Source organism: Nocardioides ganghwensis, assembly GCF_014779655.1.
Taxonomy (GTDB): domain Bacteria; phylum Actinomycetota; class Actinomycetes; order Propionibacteriales; family Nocardioidaceae; genus Nocardioides; species Nocardioides ganghwensis.
Window position 1 is genome coordinate 279,179 of sequence record NZ_JACXYX010000002.1, and the last position, 16,825, is coordinate 296,003.

The 16,825-nt window shown below is 73.0% G+C and carries 15 protein-coding genes; 13 read left to right on the plus strand and 2 right to left on the minus strand.

Annotated elements, in window-relative coordinates:
* Positions 1 to 3: 3 nt before the first annotated feature.
* Positions 4 to 366 carry a hypothetical protein gene (locus IEZ24_RS03570; protein WP_129455553.1) on the minus strand — a complete coding sequence of 121 codons (363 nt, stop codon included), beginning with the start codon at positions 364 to 366 and terminating at the stop codon, positions 4 to 6.
* 167 nt (positions 367 to 533) lie between these two features.
* On the opposite strand from IEZ24_RS03570, the gene IEZ24_RS03575 reads away from it, so the two are divergent.
* The 12 genes from IEZ24_RS03575 (at position 534) to IEZ24_RS03630 (ending at position 13,847) form a co-directional block, all read left to right on the plus strand.
* Entirely contained in the window at positions 534 to 2,246 is a 1,713-nt protein-coding gene (locus IEZ24_RS03575; RefSeq protein ID WP_129455554.1) for a sodium:solute symporter family protein, read from the plus strand.
* Positions 2,247 to 2,257: 11 nt separating this feature from the next.
* Positions 2,258 to 2,572 carry a hypothetical protein gene (locus IEZ24_RS03580; RefSeq protein WP_129455555.1) on the plus strand — a complete coding sequence of 105 codons (315 nt, stop codon included), beginning with the start codon at positions 2,258 to 2,260 and terminating at the stop codon, positions 2,570 to 2,572.
* A gap of 21 nt (positions 2,573 to 2,593) precedes the next feature.
* The gene (locus IEZ24_RS03585) at positions 2,594 to 3,862 is read left to right on the plus strand and encodes a DUF6986 family protein (RefSeq protein ID WP_129455556.1); all 1,269 of its coding nucleotides are present in this window, start codon (positions 2,594 to 2,596) and stop codon (positions 3,860 to 3,862) included.
* A gap of 1 nt (position 3,863) precedes the next feature.
* A complete protein-coding gene (gene pucL, locus IEZ24_RS03590) occupies positions 3,864 to 4,724 on the plus strand; it encodes a factor-independent urate hydroxylase (protein ID WP_129455557.1) in 861 nt (286 codons plus the stop codon).
* The gene (uraD, locus tag IEZ24_RS03595; protein WP_129455558.1) at positions 4,721 to 5,230 is read left to right on the plus strand and encodes a 2-oxo-4-hydroxy-4-carboxy-5-ureidoimidazoline decarboxylase; all 510 of its coding nucleotides are present in this window, start codon (positions 4,721 to 4,723) and stop codon (positions 5,228 to 5,230) included. The genes pucL and uraD overlap by 4 nt, the downstream gene beginning before the upstream one ends.
* Positions 5,230 to 5,562, plus strand: a complete 333-nt coding sequence (gene uraH / locus IEZ24_RS03600) for a hydroxyisourate hydrolase (RefSeq protein ID WP_129455559.1) — start codon at positions 5,230 to 5,232, stop codon at positions 5,560 to 5,562. Before uraD ends, uraH begins: the two co-directional genes overlap by 1 nt.
* Positions 5,563 to 5,564: 2 nt before the next feature.
* Positions 5,565 to 6,896, plus strand: coding sequence for an allantoinase AllB (allB, locus tag IEZ24_RS03605; protein WP_207206843.1), 1,332 nt, complete (start codon positions 5,565 to 5,567; stop codon positions 6,894 to 6,896).
* Complete coding sequence (locus IEZ24_RS03610) at positions 6,893 to 7,738, plus strand: bifunctional allantoicase/(S)-ureidoglycine aminohydrolase (RefSeq protein WP_129455561.1); 846 nt, start codon at positions 6,893 to 6,895, stop codon at positions 7,736 to 7,738. Before allB ends, IEZ24_RS03610 begins: the two co-directional genes overlap by 4 nt.
* 155 nt (positions 7,739 to 7,893) lie before the next feature.
* Positions 7,894 to 9,291 carry a xanthine dehydrogenase small subunit gene (locus IEZ24_RS03615; protein WP_129455562.1) on the plus strand — a complete coding sequence of 466 codons (1,398 nt, stop codon included), beginning with the start codon at positions 7,894 to 7,896 and terminating at the stop codon, positions 9,289 to 9,291.
* Entirely contained in the window at positions 9,288 to 11,663 is a 2,376-nt protein-coding gene (gene xdhB, locus IEZ24_RS03620; RefSeq protein ID WP_129455563.1) for a xanthine dehydrogenase molybdopterin binding subunit, read from the plus strand. Before IEZ24_RS03615 ends, xdhB begins: the two co-directional genes overlap by 4 nt.
* A 1-nt stretch (position 11,664) precedes the next feature.
* Positions 11,665 to 12,480: a xanthine dehydrogenase accessory protein XdhC gene (gene xdhC, locus IEZ24_RS03625; RefSeq protein ID WP_129455564.1), complete on the plus strand. Its 816-nt coding sequence runs from the start codon at positions 11,665 to 11,667 to the stop codon at positions 12,478 to 12,480.
* Positions 12,477 to 13,847 (plus strand): guanine deaminase, encoded by a 1,371-nt coding sequence (locus tag IEZ24_RS03630; protein ID WP_129455565.1) that lies wholly within the window; start codon positions 12,477 to 12,479, stop codon positions 13,845 to 13,847. The genes xdhC and IEZ24_RS03630 overlap by 4 nt, the downstream gene beginning before the upstream one ends.
* On the opposite strand, the gene aceB is transcribed toward IEZ24_RS03630, so the two are convergent.
* The gene (gene aceB, locus IEZ24_RS03635) at positions 13,804 to 15,393 is read right to left on the minus strand and encodes a malate synthase A (protein ID WP_129455566.1); all 1,590 of its coding nucleotides are present in this window, start codon (positions 15,391 to 15,393) and stop codon (positions 13,804 to 13,806) included. The two genes, IEZ24_RS03630 and aceB, sit on opposite strands and share 44 nt — an antisense overlap.
* 210 nt (positions 15,394 to 15,603) lie before the next feature.
* Here aceB and IEZ24_RS03640 point away from each other — a divergent pair, with 210 nt between their 5' ends.
* Positions 15,604 to 16,701, plus strand: a complete 1,098-nt coding sequence (locus IEZ24_RS03640; RefSeq protein WP_129455567.1) for a sugar ABC transporter substrate-binding protein — start codon at positions 15,604 to 15,606, stop codon at positions 16,699 to 16,701.
* The last annotated feature ends 124 nt before the right edge of the window (positions 16,702 to 16,825 follow it).

A 16,825-nucleotide genomic window follows, 5' to 3' on the forward strand; every position in this document is an offset into this window, starting at 1 on the left:
CGGTCAGCCCGACTCCTCCAGGCACGTCTCGTCGGGGACGTTGCGCGGGCAGCCGCGGAGGTCCGAGCCGATGACGAGCCCTGTGAGCAGGGTAGCGAGGACGGCGAGCGCGAGGGCGTACGCAGCGAGCCGCCCGCTGCGGCGTACGAGGGCGTAGATGGCCAAGGGGAGGCCGGCCACGACGCCGGTCGCGAGCAGCAGGACGCGGGTGAGGTCCGGGTCGGTCGCGCGGCCGAAGCCGCCGCCCGTGCAGCCCGAGACGCCGCAGATGGAGAAGCCGGCGACGAGGGCGGGTCCGGCGGCGAGCACCAGCCCCAGGACGACGAGTGCCGCCGCGAGCGGCGCCGAGACGCTACGTGGCTCCATCCCGTCACCCTGCCAGACGTCCAGGATCGGCCCCATGCCGCGCGTCCGATGGCTTCGAGGTCGAGGTCGTCGCCGGCGAGTGACCTCCGGAAGGGTGGTCGCGCCGGCCGCGGCATCGGGTCTAGGTTGCTGGGTGGTCCGACGAAGCTGATCCTCGGGAGGCGACCATGGGCTCCGACACCCTCATCAATGCGACCTGGCTGGACTACCTGCTGGTCGCGATCTACTTCGGCTTCGTCCTCGGCATCGGGGTGATGGCGCGGCGGTCGGTCTCGGACTCGATCGACTTCTTCCTCTCCGGCCGCTCACTGCCGGCGTGGGTGACCGGTCTGGCGTTCATCTCCGCCAACCTCGGTGCGGTCGAGATCATGGGCATGTCCGCCAACGGCGCCCAGCTCGGCCTGCCGACCTTCCACTACTTCTGGGTCGGTGCCGTCCCGGCGATGCTCTTCCTCGGCGTCGTGATGATGCCGTTCTACTACGGCTCCAAGGTGCGCTCGGTGCCGGAGTTCATGTTCCGCCGGTTCGGCACCGGAGCCCACCTGGTCAACGCCATCAGCTTCGCGGTCGCCCAGCTGCTGATCGCCGGCGTCAACCTCGCCCTCCTCGCCGGCATCGTGCGCGCCCTGCTGGGCTGGCCGATCTGGGTCTCGCTCATCGTCGCCGGGGCGGTGGTGCTGTCGTACATCACGCTGGGCGGACTGAGCGCGGCGATCTACAACGAGGTGCTGCAGTTCTTCGTCATCGTCGCCTCCCTGCTCCCGCTGACCCTCATCGGCCTGAACCGCGTCGGGGGCTGGGACGGCCTGACCGAGAAGATCAGCGCCGCCTCGGCGGGCGCGTCCTCGTCGTCCGACGCGCCACCGGCCGAGCAACAGCTGAACGCCTGGCCGGGCGAGGCGCTCTCCGGCTTCGACTCCCCGCTCCTGTCGGTGATCGGCATCGTCTTCGGCCTGGGCTTCGTGCTGTCCTTCGGCTACTGGACGACCAACTTCGTCGAGGTCCAGCGGGCGATGGCCTCCGACTCCATCTCCGCCGCGAGGAAGACGCCGATCATCGGCGCCTTCCCCAAGATGTTCGTGCCCTTCATCGTGATCGTGCCCGGCATGATCTCCGCCGTCCTGGTCGCGGAGATGATCGAGCTCAAGGACGGCGGCAGTCCCGCGGGCGGGGCCTCCGGCGACGTGACCTACAACGACGCCCTGCTCCTGCTGATGCGCGACGTCCTGCCCAACGGCCTCCTCGGCCTCGCGATCGCCGGCCTCCTCGCGGCCTTCATGGCCGGCATGGCGGCCAACATCTCCGCCTTCAACACGGTGTTCTCCTACGACCTGTGGCAGCGCTACATCCGCAAGGACCACTCCGACGACTACTACCTGCGGATCGGCCGGCTGGCCACCGTGGGGGCGACGGTCATCGCGATCTTCACCGCCCAGATCGCGCTCGGCTACGACAACGTCATGAACTACCTCCAGACGCTGTTCGGGTTCTTCAACGCCCCGCTCTTCGCGACGTTCATCCTCGGCATGTTCTGGAAGCGGATGACCCCGACGGCCGGCTGGGTGGGCCTGGTGGCGGGCACGCTGTCGGCCATCGCCGTCGACCGCGCCGCCGCGGCCGGCGTCTTCGAGCTGTCCGGGCAGGGGGTGGCGTTCCTCGCGGCGTCGGTCGCCTTCGTGGTCGACATCGTGCTGAGCATCGTGGTGTCGCTCGTGACCAAGCCCAAGCCCGCCGAGGAGCTCCGGGGCCTGGTCTACTCCGAGACGCCCCGCGAGGACCGCACCGACCCGAACGAGGCGTCGTACCCGTGGTACCGGCGCACTGCACCGCTCGCCGGCATCGCGCTCGCGATGGTCATCGTCCTCAACTTCGCCTTCTGAGAGGGGCCAGCATGTCCACGACGACGTCCGAGACCGACGGCAGGCCCAAGAAGGCCGGCCTCTTCGACATCCGCAACATCATCGGTGCCCTGATGGCGCTGTACGGCGTGATCCTCGCGCTGGCCGGCCTGTTCGGCGAGCACGAGCCGGAGAAGACCGGCGGGGTGAACGCCAACCTCTGGACCGGCGTGGCCCTGCTCGCGGTGGGGCTGGGGTTCTTCGCGTGGGCGAAGATCCGGCCGATCGTCGTACCTCCCGACGTGGACCGCCCCGACGACGACCCGACGCGCCCGGCGCCCCAGCGCAAGAGGCCGCCCGCGCACTGAGCCATGCCCTAGATTCCCTGCATGCAACGTCGCGAGCGCCTCGACCGCCTGGTGGGCGAGCTCACCGACGACCTCGACGCGCGGCTCGCCGCGGTCGACGACGCGCTGGCCGCGAACTACCCCGGTGAGCGCCCCGGGCGCCAGCCCGTGCACACGCTGTACGTCCCGGCCGACCGCTTCCACGCCGACCTCGTGGCCGAGCACGGGGCCGCCGCGCTGGCCGCCGTCGACGCCCACGAGGACCTGCTCCTCGGGGTCCTCGACGACGACCGGGGCCTGCTCGCCCGGGTCCGCGACAAGCTCACCCGCGAGCCCGTCGAGGACCTGCGCATCGACCTCGAGGACGGCTACGGCACGCGTGCCGACGACGAGGAGGACCACGACGCCGAGCGCGCCGCGGCCGAGCTGCGCTCCGCGATCGACGCCGGCACGGCGCCCTCCTTCACCGGCATCCGGGTCAAGGGCTTCGAGGCTCCGACCCGCCGCCGCGGCGTACGCACCCTGACCCTGTTCCTCGCCCGTCTCGTCGCGGACGGCCCGCTGCCCGGCGGGTTCGTCGTGACGCTGCCCAAGGTGACGGCGGTGGAGCAGGTCGAGGCGCTGGTGCACGCGGCCGGCCGGCTCGAGGCGGCGCTCGGGCTCGACGCGGGTGCACTGCGCTTCGAGATCCAGGTCGAGACCCCGCAGTCCATCCTCGGCCCCGACGGCACCGCGCTCGTGGCTCGGATGGTCCACGCCTCCGACGGCCGCTGCACGGGCCTGCACTACGGCACCTACGACTACTCCGCCTCCTGCGGGATCGCGGCCGCCCACCAGAGCCTCGAGCACCCGGTCGCCGACCACGCCAAGGCCGTCATGCAGGCCGCGGCGGCGGGCACGGGCGTACGCCTCTCCGACGGCTCGACCAACGTGCTCCCGGTCGGCGAGCCCGACCAGGTCGCGGCTGCGTGGCACAACCACCTCCGGCTGGTCCGCCGGTCGCTCGAGCGCGGCTACTACCAGGGCTGGGACCTGCACCCCGCGCAGCTCCCGACCCGCTACGCCGCCACGTTCGCGTTCTACCGCGACGGCTTCCCGGCCGCGGCGGCGCGGCTGCGCGCCTACCTCGGTCAGCAGAACTCCGCGATCCTCGACGAGCCCGCGACCGCCCGCGCGCTCGCCGACTTCGTGCTGCGCGGCCTCGACTGCGGCGCCGTCTCGCCGGACGAGGTCAAGGACGCCGGGCTGCTCGACATCCACGCGCTGGCCGGGCTGGCCCACCGCACCAGCGACACCGACGAAGAGGACTGAGATGGGGATCGTGCTGGGACCGAACCGCTACGGCAAGGCGGAGTCGCGGGTCGTACGCATCGTGCGCGACACCGCGCGCCACGAGATCCGCGACCTAAACGTCTCGACGGCGCTCCACGGCGACTTCGCCGCAGCGCACACCGACGGCGACCAGTCGCAGGTCCTGCCCACCGACACCCAGAAGAACACGGCCTTCGCCTACGCCAAGAAGCACGGCGTCGCCTCGCCCGAGGACTACGCGATCGCCCTCGGAGGTCGGCTCCTCGAGGCCACTCCCGCCGCCCGGGGTGCGTCAGTGAAGGTCGAGGAGTACGCCTGGGACCGCATCGAGGTCGACGGGCGGGGCCACGACCACTCGTTCGTGCGGCGAGGGGGTGAGGTCCGCCTCGCCAGGGTCGACGTGGAGCGCGACCGCACCGAGGTCCGCGCCGGGCTCGAGGACCTCGTGGTGCTGAAGTCCACCGGCTCGGAGTTCAAGGACTTCCTGCACGACGAGTACACGACGCTCCCCGACGCGGACGACCGCATCCTGGCGACCGCGCTGCGGGCCGAGTGGACCTACGCGCGCGTCGACGGGATCGACTGGAACGCGACGTACGCCGACGTGCGGGCGATCATGCTCGCCACCTTCGCCACGACCCACAGCCGGGCCCTCCAGGAGACTCTCTACGCCATGGGGCGGGCCGTGCTGGAGGCGCATGGCGACATCCAGGCCATCGCCTTCAGGGCCCCCAACAAGCACCACTTCCTCGTCGACCTGGAGCCCTTCGGCCTCGACAACGCCGGCGAGGTCTTCATCGCCGCCGACCGGCCGTACGGCCTCATCGAGGCGACCGTGGTGCGCGAGGGGGAGCCGTCATGAGCACGACCACACCGGGACTCGAGGCCTTCAACGAGGCCGACGAGCAGCAGGCCCGCGAGCAGCTGCTCACCTGCCTCGACGCGCCCGGCTGGGCCGACCGCGTCCTCGCGGGGCGCCCGTACGCCGACCTCGGCGAGCTCGCGGCCGGCATGGGAGCCGCGGCGGCGACCCTCGACGACGCGGACCTGGAGCAGGCCCTCGCGCGGCACCCGCGCATCGGCGAGCGCGCCGACGCCGCGAAGCACGACGCGGACCACTCGACCCGCGAGCAGTCGGGCGTGGACGCGTCCGACGCCGAGCTCGCCCGGCGGCTGGCCGATGGCAACCGGGCCTACGAGGAGCGCTTCGGCCGGGTCTTCATCGTCAGGGCGGCCGGTCGCACCGGACCCGAGATCCTCGACCACCTCCGGCAGCGCCTCGACAACGATGACGACACCGAGCGCGCGATGACGATCGACCAGCTGACGCAGATCGCGGTCCTGCGCATGAAGGAGGCGTTGTCCTGATGGCCGCCACGACAGCTTCGCTGAGCACCCATGTCCTCGACACGGCGGCGGGCCGGCCCGCCGCCGGCGTCGCGGTCACCCTGGAGACCTCAGACGGCACGGTCCTCGCCGAGGCGGTCACCGACGCCGACGGCCGGATCGGTGACCTCGCCGCCGACCTGCCAGCGGGCGCGCTGCGGCTGCGCTTCGACACCGGCGCCTGGTACGCCGCCCGCGGCGAGGTCACCTTCTATCCCGAGGTGGTGGTGGCCTTCACCCTCTCCGCTGCCGAGCACCACCACGTGCCGCTGCTGCTGAGCCCCTTCGGCTACTCGACCTACCGGGGAAGCTGAGCGTGACGGACGAGCCCGACATCGTGGTCCGCGCCCGGCGGGCGGTCGTCGGAGGCCGGGAGCGCCCGGCCGACGTCGGCATCCGCGACGGTCGCGTCGTCGCGGTCACGGCGTACGGCGAGCTCGAGGCGCCCGAGGTCGTGGAGCTGGCCGACGACGAGGTGCTGCTCCCCGGCCTGGTCGACACCCACGTGCACGTCAACGAGCCCGGCCGCACGGAGTGGGAGGGGTTCGCCAGCGCGACGCGCGCCGCCGCCGCCGGCGGCGTGACCACGATCGTCGACATGCCGCTCAACAGCATCCCGCCGACCACCACCGTCGCGGCGCTGGAGGAGAAGCGCAACGTGGCCGATGGCCAGGTCTGGGTGGACGTCGGCTTCTGGGGCGGAGCGGTCCCGGGCAACGTCGGCGACCTCGCCGGACTGGACGAGGCCGGCGTCTTCGGCTTCAAGTGCTTCCTGCTGGACTCCGGCGTCGAGGAGTTCCCGCACCTCCCGCCGGCCGACTTCGCGGCCGCGATGGCCGAGGTCGCGCGGCTCGGCGCCCTGATGGTCGTGCACGCCGAGGACGCCGACGAGGTCGCCGAGTGCGCCCACGGCACGGCCTACCGCGGGTTCCTCGAGAGCCGACCCGACGCGGCGGAGGAGCGGGCGATCGCGCTCGTCGTCGACACCGCCCGCGCCACCGGCGCCCGCGCCCACGTCGTCCACCTCAGTGCCTCGGGTGCCGTGCCCACCCTGCGTGCCGCCCGCGCCGAGGGCGTCGACGTGTCGGTCGAGACCTGCCCGCACTACCTGCACTTCGAGGCCGGCTCGATCCCCGACGGCGCCACCGAGCTCAAGTGCTGCCCGCCGATCCGCGACGCCGACAACCGCGACGCGCTGTGGGCCGCCCTCGGCAGCGGCGACATCGACATGGTCGTCAGCGACCACTCGCCGTGCACCGCCGAGCTCAAGCGCTCCGAGACCGGCGACTTCGCCGACGCCTGGGGCGGCATCGCCTCCCTCCAGCTCGGCCTGCCGGTCGTCTGGACGTCCGCGCGCGAGCGCGGCGTACCGCTGGCCGACGTGGTGCGGTGGATGGCGACGGCCCCGGCCCGTCGCGTCGGACTGGCCGGCAAGGGCGAGATCGCCGTCGGCGCCGAGGCGGACCTCTGCGTCTTCGCCCCGGACGAGGCATGGGTCGTCGACCCCGCCCGGCTGCACCACAAGAACCCCGTCTCGGCCTATGCCGGGCGTACGCTCACGGGCACCGTGCGGGCCACCTGGCTGCGCGGGCTCCCGGTCGACGTGTCGGCCGGGCCACGGGGTCGGCTGCTGAGGAGACGTGCATGAGCTACTGGGTCCCGCGGGGCGGGCTGGCGGCGCAGACCGACCTGACCACCGGCCAGTCCGGCCGGGCGGTCTTCACCGAGGCGTACGCCGTGATCCCGCGCGGCACCCTCAGCGACATCACCACCAGCCGGCTGCCGCACTGGGACGACACCCGGCTGTGGGTGATCGCGCGGCCGCTGTCGGGCTTCGCCGAGACGTTCAGCCAGTACGTCGTCGAGGTGGCGGCGGGCGGCGGGTCGGACCGGCCCGACGACGACCCCGACGCCGAGTCCGTGCTGTTCGTCGTCGACGGGTCCGCCGAGATGCGGATCGGTGGCGCGGACGGGGGAGGGGCGCACGCGCTGCGCCCCGGGTCGTACGCCTTCCTCCCGCCCGGCACGACCTGGACGCTGCGCAACACCTCCGGCGAGACCGCGACGTTCCACTGGATCCGCAAGGCCTACGAGCGCGTCGACGGCGTGGAGGTCCCCGAGGCGTTCGTGGTCCACGAGGACGACGTGGCGATCGAGCCGATGCCCGACACCGGTGGGGCGTGGGGCACGCAGCGCTTCGTCGACCCGCTCGACGTGCGGCACGACATGCACGTCAACATCGTGACCTTCGAGCCCGGCGGCGCGATCCCGTTCCCGGAGACGCACGTCATGGAGCACGGCCTCTACGTCCTGGAGGGCAAGGCGGTCTACCTGCTCAACCAGGACTGGGTGGAGGTGCAGGAGGGCGACTTCATGTGGCTGCGCGCCTTCTGCCCGCAGGCCTGCTACGCCGGGGGACCGGGTCGCTTCCGCTACCTGCTCTACAAGGACGTCAACCGGCACCCGCGGCTGCGTCCGTACGGCGGCTGACGCCGCGACTGGGCGGTGACCGATCTCACTGCCGACGTGGCCCGCGTCACGTAGGATGAGAGGTGGCAGGTCGTCGTTCCGCATGGACAACCGGCGGCCCGTGACTCCCAACCATGCGAGCGCCGGGCACCCCTGCCCGGGCCGAGGGGAGGACCGTGGCCGAGCCACAGATCACCGTCAACGGGCAGCCGCGTCCGCTGGCCGGCGTGCCGGCCCACACCAACGCGCTCGACTTCGTGCGCGGCCTCGGCCTGACCGGGGCCAAGGAAGGCTGCGCCGAGGGGGAGTGCGGCGCGTGCGCGGTGCTGGTGGCGCGTCCCGACGGGGACGGGAGCCGCTGGGCGCCGGTCAACGCCTGCCTCGTGCCCGCCCTCGCGCTCGACGGCCAGGAGGTGGTGACCGCCGAGGGTCTCGGCGGCCCCGACGACCTCCACCCGGTCCAAACCGGGCTGGCCGAGGCCGGCGGCTCCCAGTGCGGCTACTGCACGCCGGGCTTCGTGTGCTCGATGGCAGCCGAGTACTACCGCCCCGACCGGACGCCCGGTCCCGACGGGTTCGACGTCCACGCCATCGGCGGCAACCTGTGTCGCTGCACCGGCTACCGGCCCATCCGCGACGCTGCCTGCGCCCTAGGTTCCCCGTCGCCGGCCGACCCGCTGGCCGGGCGCCAGGACCGGCCCGCACCGCCGCCGGCCCCGACCCGCGTCGACGGCTTCGCCCGCCCGGCCGACCTGGCCGAGGCCCTCGCCCTGCTCGCCGAGCACCCCGACGCGACGGTCCTCGCCGGCTCCACCGACTGGGGCGTGGAGGCCAACCTCCGCGGCCGGCGGGCGGCGTACGTCGTCGCGGTCGACCGCCTTCCCGAGCTGCGCGACCTCACGACGGGCGCGGACGGGGTCGAGATCGGCGCCGCCCTCACCCTCAGCGAGGTCGAGGCCGCGCTCGGCGACGACGTGCCGCTGCTCGCGCAGGTGTGGCCGCAGTTCGCCTCGCGGCTGATCCGCAACGGCGCCACCATCGGCGGCAACGTCGCCACCGCGTCCCCGATCGGCGACCTCGCTCCGGCGCTGCTGGCGCTGGACGCGCGGCTGGTGCTCGCCTCGGCCGCCGGCGACCGCGAGGTGGCGCTGGCCGGCTTCTTCACCGGCTACCGCGAGACCGTGCTGCGCCCGGCCGAGCTGGTCCGCGCGGTCCGCGTCCCGACCCCGCTGGCCGCGCACACGACGTTCCGCAAGATCGCCAAGCGCCGCTTCGACGACATCTCGAGCGTGGCCGTCGCGGTCGCGCTCGACGTGGTCGACGGCACCGTCGCCCGCGCCCGGATCGGCCTGGGCGGCGTCGCGGCCACCCCGGTGCGCGCGCTGGCCACCGAGGCCGCCCTCGAGGGCAGGCCGTGGGACCTCGACACGGTCGAGGCGGCCTCCGCCGTCCTCGCGGGAGAGGGGACGCCCATCGACGACCAGCGCGCGAGCGCTGCCTACCGCTCGGCCATGCTGGGCAACGCCCTCAAGGCCTGGTGGGACCAGGCATGGCAGGGAGGAGGGTCCGCATGAGTGACCTGTCCCGCCGGCCCGACGACGCCGCGGTCGGTCGCGCGCTGGCCCACGAGAGCGCCGCCCAGCACGTCACCGGCCACGCGCTCTACACCGACGACCTGGTGCACCGCACGCCCCACGTCCTCCACGCGCACCCGGTCTGCTCGCCGCACCCGCACGCCCGGGTCACCCGTCTGGACACCTCGCGGGCGCTGGCGGTCGAGGGTGTGGTGCGCGTGCTGACCGCCGACGACGTGCCCGGCACCAACGACGCGGGTGTGAAGCACGACGAGCCGCTGTTCCCCGAGATCGTGATGTTCGTCGGGCACGCGGTCTGCTGGGTGCTGGGGGAGACCCTCGAGGCCGCGCGGCTGGGCGCCGAGGCGGTCGAGGTCGACTACGAGCCGCTCCCCGCGATCGTGTCGCTGACCGAGGCGATCGAGGCAGAGAGCTTCCAGGGCGGGCAGCCCGTCGTCGCCAGGGGCGACGTCGAGCAGGGCCTCGCGGGCGCGGCCCACGTCTTCAGCGGCGTGACCGAGATGGCCGGACAGGAGCACTTCTACCTCGAGACCCACGCCTCGCTCGCGCTGGTCGACGAGGCCGGCCAGGTGTTCGTGCAGAGCAGCACGCAGCACCCGACCGAGACGCAGGAGATCGTGGCCCACGTGCTCGGCCTCGACAGCCACCACGTCACCGTGCAGTGCCTGAGGATGGGCGGCGGCTTCGGGGGCAAGGAGATGCAGCCGCACGGCTTCGCTGCGGTCGCCGCGCTCGGCGCCGTCCTCACCGGCCGGCCGGTCCGGCTCCGGCTCAGCCGCACCCACGACATGACGATGACCGGCAAGCGGCACGGCTTCCACGCCCAGTGGAGGGCCGGCTTCGACGACGACGGACGCCTGACGGCGCTCGAGGCGACGTTGACCTCCGACGGCGGCTGGAGCCTCGACCTCAGCGAGCCCGTGCTCGCGCGGGCGCTGTGCCACGTCGACAACGCCTACTGGATCCCCCACGTGCTCCTCCACGGCCGGGTCGCCCACACCCACAAGACCTCCCAGACCGCGTTCCGCGGCTTCGGGGGGCCGCAGGGGATGCTGGTGGTCGAGGACGTGCTGGGCCGCTGTGCCCCACTGCTCGGCATCGACCCGGTCGAGCTGCGCCGCCGCAACTTCTACGTCGAGGGCCAGGCCACTCCCTACGGGCAGGTGGTGCGCCATCCCGAGCGCGTCGCCGCCGCGTGGGACCAGGTGATGACGACCGGCGAGGTCGAGCGGCGCCGCAGGGAGATCGCCGCCTTCAACGCCGCCCACGAGCACACCAAGCGTGCCCTGGCGGTGACCCCGGTGAAGTTCGGCATCTCGTTCAACTTCACCGCGTTCAACCAGGCGGGTGCGCTGGTGCACGTCTACAAGGACGGCTCGGTGCTGATCAACCACGGCGGCACCGAGATGGGCCAGGGCCTGCACACGAAGATGCTCCAGGTCGCGGCCACCTCCCTCGGCGTACCGCTCGGCAAGGTCCGCCTGGCGCCGACCCGCACCGACAAGGTGCCCAACACCTCCGCCACCGCAGCGAGCTCGAGCGCCGACCTCAACGGCGGCGCCGTCAAGAACGCCTGCGAGCAGATCCTCTCGCGCCTGCGGCAGGTCGACGCGGGGCGCGGCCTGCCGTGGGAGGACCTCGTCCGCGAGGCCTACTTCAGCCGGGTGCAGCTGTGGGCGGCGGGCTTCTACCGGACCGAGGGCATCCACTGGGACTCCACGGTCATGCGCGGCCACCCGTTCAAGTACTTCGCCTACGGCGTCGCTGCCGCGGAGGTCGAGGTGGACGGCTTCACCGGCGCCTACCGCACCCGGCGCGTCGACATCGTCCACGACGTCGGCGACAGCCTCTCCCCGCTCGTCGACCTCGGGCAGGTGGAGGGCGGGTTCGTGCAGGGCGTGGGCTGGCTGACGCTGGAGGACCTGCGGTGGGACGAGTCGTCGGGTCCCGGCCGCGGCCGGCTGACCACGCAGGCGGCCAGCACCTACAAGCTCCCGAGCATCGGCGAGCTGCCCGACGAGCTCAACGTCGCGCTGCTCGAGCACGCCCACGAGGACGGTGTGGTCTACGGCTCCAAGGCCGTCGGCGAGCCGCCGGTCATGCTCGCGTTCGCGGTCCGCGAGGCGCTGCGCGAGGCGGCCGCGGCCTTCGGGCCGGACGGCACCAGCGTCGACCTCGCCTCCCCGGCCACCCCCGAAGCGGTGTTCTGGGCGGCCGAGCGCGCGCGGAGCGCCGGGTCCGACCACGTGGTCGAGGGCCTGCCCGGCGCCGTCCCCGACCGGCCCGACCCGACGGCGCCGGCCCTGCACCCGCGGTCCGAGCAGGCCGACCGCGGCACGGCGGGGGGCTGACGTGCACTGGCTGGCCGCAGTCGAACGACTCCGCGCGGAGCGGGAGGCGGGCGTGCTCGTCACCGTCGCCGACGTGCGCGGGCACGCCCCGCGCGACGCCGGCGCCAAGATGGTCGTCGCGGCCGGGCGCTCGTGGGGGAGCGTCGGCGGGGGCAACCTGGAGGAGACCGCGCTCGTCCGGGCCCGCACGATGCTCGAGGCGTACGCCGTCGCACCCGAGCAGCTCGTCCTCGGGCTGAGCGACAAGGCGCGCACCGACCACGGGCGGCAGTGCTGCGGCGGCGAGGTGACGCTCCTGCTCGAGCCGCTGCCCGTCGTCCCGGCGGTCGCGGTCTTCGGGGTGGGCCACGTGGGGCTCGAGCTGGCCCGCATCCTCTCCGCCCACGACCTCGACCTGCACCTCGTCGACTCGCGCGCCGAGCAGCTCACCGACGAGCGCCTCGCCGTGCTCGAGGCGGGGACGGCGCGCGTACGCGTGCACCACGCACCGGTGCCCGAGCTCGCGCTCGGATCCGTCCCGCCGGGCACCCACGTGCTGGTGATGACCCACGACCACGCCGAGGACTTCGCCCTCTGCGACGCCGCGCTGCGCTGCACCCACCTCGCCACGATCGGGCTCATCGGGTCGGACGCCAAGTGGGCACGCTTCCGGTCCGGACTGGCGGTCGAGGGGCACGACACGGCACACGTCGACCGGATCAGGTGCCCGATCGGGCTGCCAGGGCTCGACGCCAAGGAGCCGGCCGCGATCGCGGTGTCGGTCGCGGCGGAGCTGCTCCAGGCGTTCGCCGCCGACCGCTCGCGAGCGAAGGCATGAGCGTCCCGGTCGTCTACCGCGCCCGGGCCTACGACACCCCCGACGACCCGTTCGACCCCGCGACCGCCGCCCCCGGCTTCCGCTACGACGACGACCTCGGCCTCGCGGTGTCCGACGACGGGGTGATCGTCATGCGGGGCCCGTACGCCGCCGTCGCGGCCGCGCACCCGGGCACCCCGGTGCTCGACCTCCGCGCCGGCCTCCTGCTGCCGGGACTCGTGGACACCCACGTGCACTTCCCCCAGGTGCGCGTCATCGGCGCGCTCGGCATGCCGCTGCTGGAGTGGCTGGAGCGGTGCGCGCTGCCGGAGGAGGTGCACCTCGGGTCGCCCGACTACGCCGCCACCATCGCCGAGGAGTTCGTCGCGAGCCTCATCGCGGCGGGGACGACCACCTCGCTCGTCTTCGGCTCGCACTTCGCACCGGCGGTCGACCTGCTGCTCGCGGAGGCGGAGCGCTACGGGCTGCGGGTGACGACCGGGCTGGTCGTCAGCGACCGCATCCTCCCCGAGCCGCTGCTCACCACCCCCGACCGCGCGTACGCCGAGGCCCTGGGGCTGGCGAGCCGCTGGCACGGACGCGGCCGGATCCGTTATGCCGTGACGCCGCGCTTCGCGCTGTCCGCCTCCGACCCGGTGCTCGCGGCCTGCGCCTCCGTGCTGGACGAGGTCGGCGGATCGCTGTTCACCACCCACGTCAACGAGAACTCAGCCGAGGTCGCCACGGTCGCCGGGCAGTTCCCCCACCGCGACCACTACGTCGACACCTACGACCACCACGGGCTGCTGGGGCCGCTGTCGGTGCTGGCGCACGATGTGCACCCCACCGATGCCGAGCTGGACGTGATGGCGGCGCGCCGCACCTCCGTCTCGTGGTGCCCGACGAGCAACTCCGCCCTCGGCTCCGGCATCTTCCCGCTGCGGCGCCACCTCGCGGCGGGCGTACGGGTCGCGCTCGGCAGCGACGTGGGCGCGGGCACCGGGTTCTCGGTGTTCAAGGAGGGCCTGCAGGCCTACTTCCTCCAGCACCTGCTCGGCGACGACGGGATGCCGCTCGGCGCCGGCCACCTGCTGCACCTGAGCACTGCGGCGGGAGCGGCCGCGCTGGGGCTGGCCGACACCGTCGGCGACCTGTCGGAGGGCAAGCAGTTCGACGCCGTGCTGCTCCGGCCGCCGCCGGGCACGGCGCTCGACCTCGGGCTGCGGCACGCCGACTCCCCGGAGTCGGCGCTCGGCAAGGTGTTCGCGCTCGCCGGGGACGCCGACGTCGCCGAGGTGTGGGTGGGCGGCGACCAGGTCGCCTCCGGCGGTTTCGTCCGGCCCGTCACTCCCCGCGAGCCAGCAGCACCTCGTAGGCCTGCAGGGTGAGGAAGTCCGGGTAGTCGTCCCCGAGCGCGCACCCGACGAACAGGCGTCGCGCGTCGGGGTCGACCGAGCCCAGCGAGGCCTCCAGCGCCGCGTGCTCCTCGTCGACGAGCCGCTCGACCAGGGCCCGGTCGATCACCTCGCCGGTGTCGAGGGTGGCGCCGGTGTGGACCCACTGCCAGACCTGCGAGCGGGAGATCTCGGCCGTCGCCGCGTCCTCCATGAGGTTGTCGATGCCCGCCGCGCCGTTGCCGGAGAGCCACGCGTGGAGGTAGTGCATGCCGATCCGCACGTTGCCGCGCAGCCCTTGCTCCGTACGCTCCCCGGGCGTGCGGTCCACGGCGAGGAGGTCGGCCGCGGTGACGGCGACGTCCTCGCGGCGTACGTCGAGCTGGTTGTCCCGGGGGCCGAGGACGCCGTCGAACACCTCGGCGCACAGCGGGACGAGGTCCGGGTGGGCCACCCACGAGCCGTCGAAGCCGGCGGTCGCCTCGCGCGTCTTGTCCTCGCGCACCTTGGCGAAGGCGCGCTCGTTGACCTCGGGGTCGCGCCGGCTCGGGATGAAGGCCGCCATGCCGCCGATGGCGAAGGCGCCGCGGCGGTGGCAGGTCTGCACGAGCAGGTCGCTGTAGGCCCGCATCATCGGGGCCGCCATCGTCACCGCGTTGCGGTCGGGGAGGGTGAAGTCCGCCCCGGCGTCGCGGAAGTTCTTGATGATGCTGAAGAGGTAGTCCCAGCGGCCCGCGTTGAGCCCGGCCGCGTGGTCGCGCAGCTCGTGGAGGATCTCGTCCATCTCGAAGGCCGCGGTGATCGTCTCGATCAGCACGGTCGCCCTGATCGCGCCGTGGGGGAGCCCCAAGGTGGCCTCGGCGTGGGTGAACACCTCGTCCCACAACCGCGCCTCGAGGTGCGACTCCATCTTGGGCAGGTAGTAGAAGGGCCCGCGCCCCTGCTCGTGCAGCTCGCGGCCGTTGTGGAAGACGTGGAGCCCGAAGTCGACGAGCGCCGCGACCACGGGCCGCCCCTCCCGGGTCAGGTGCGCCTCGTCGAAGTGCCAGCCGCGCGGACGGGGCAGGACCACCGGTGCGGTGGCCGGGTCGGCGACGGCGTACTCCCGGCCGTCGGGCGAGGTGAACGCCAGGCACCCGCGGGTGGCGTCGCGCAGGGTGAGCTGGCCCCCGACGACGTTGCGCCAGTGGGGAGTGTTGGCGTCCTCGAGGTCGGCCAGCCACACCCGGGCGCCGGAGTTGAGGGCGTTGATCGCCATCTTGGGGTCGGTCGGGCCGGTGATCTCCACCCGCCGGTCGCGGAGCGCCTCCGGCACCGGCGCCACGGTCCAGTCGCCCGCGCGGACCGCGGCCGTCCCGGGGAGGAAGTCGAGGGTGGCCGTCCGGGCGACCTCCGCCCGGCGGTCCCGGCGCGCGGCCAGCAGCTCGTCACGGCGTACGTGGAAGCGCTCGTCGAGGTCGGCGACGAAGGCGAGCGCCTCGGTCGTGAGGACCTCGTCGGACCGGTGGACGGACGGGGCGGAGACGACGAGCTCGGTCATCCGCCCACGCTAGCCGTCCCGGCCGGGTGGTGGCGGGACGGTGGACCAGTCCAGTGACACCTCTGCGACCCGTTTTGGTAACGAAGCGGCAACGGGGCGGGCGACGGTCTGGACGTGATGACCGTCACTCCATATGTTGTCCGGAACAACATATGCCCGTCGGCTGAGGACACTAGCCGACGTGCACGAAATCGCTAGGAGGCGGTTCGCGTGAAGCGGAAGCACAACTTGGTCCTCGTCACCCTCGTGGGTGCGGCCCTGACCCTGACGGCATGCGGCAGCGACGACGGCGGCAGCACCGGCAGTGGCAGCGACGACAGCGGCAGCGCCGCCGAGGTCGGCAAGGTCGGCGTCATCCTCCCCGACACCGAGTCCTCGGTGCGCTGGGAGAGCGCGGACCGCCCGGCCCTCGAGGCCGCCTTCGAGGAGGCCGGCGTCGACTACGACATCCAGAACGCCGAGGGTGACGCCGAGCGGATGACCCAGATCGCCGACACCATGATCGGTGACGGCGTGACGGTCCTCGCGATCGTCAACCTCGACTCCGAGTCGGGCGCGGCCATCCAGGAGAAGGCCGCCTCGCAGGGCGTCGCCACCATCGACTACGACCGCCTCACCCTCGGCGGCTCGGCGGAGTACTACGTCTCCTTCGACAACACCGTCGTCGGCGAGCTGCAGGGCCAGGGCCTCGCGGACTGCCTCGGCGACAAGGAGGCGAACATCGTCTACCTCAACGGCTCGCCCACCGACAACAACGCGACGCTGTTCGCCGAGGGCGCCCACAGCGTGCTCGACGAGATCGACAGCTACACCGTCGTCGGTGAGCAGGCCGTCCCCGACTGGGACAACGAGGAGGCCGCCACGATCTTCCAGCAGCTCTACACCGCTGCGGACGGCAAGGTCGACGGCGTGCTCGCCGCCAACGACGGTCTCGGCGGCGCCGCGATCAGCATCCTCGAGGGCAACGGCCAGGCCGGCAAGGTCCCGGTCACCGGTCAGGACGCCACGGTCGAGGGCCTGCAGAACGTGCTCGCGGGCACCCAGTGCATGACGGTCTACAAGTCCGCCACGCAGGAGGCGCAGGCCCTGGCCGACGTCGCCATCGCGCTCGCCAACGGCGAGGAGGCAGAGGTCACCGGCACCACGGTCGACTCCTCGGACGACACCGAGGTCCCCTCGATCCTGCTCGAGCCGCAGTCCATCACCAAGGACAACGTCGGTGACGTGATCGAGGACGGTGGCCAGAAGGCCGAGGACGTGTGCACCGGCGAGTTCGCCGACCTGTGCGCCGAGGCCGGCATCTCCTGATCACCTGACGTGGGACGGCGTCCGGGCGCTCGACGCCCAGGCGCCGTCCCACCCCCAGATCCGTCCGCCGACATGGCCCTCCGTTCTGTCGATGCGGACAACAAATTCTTTGCGATCGGAGTAG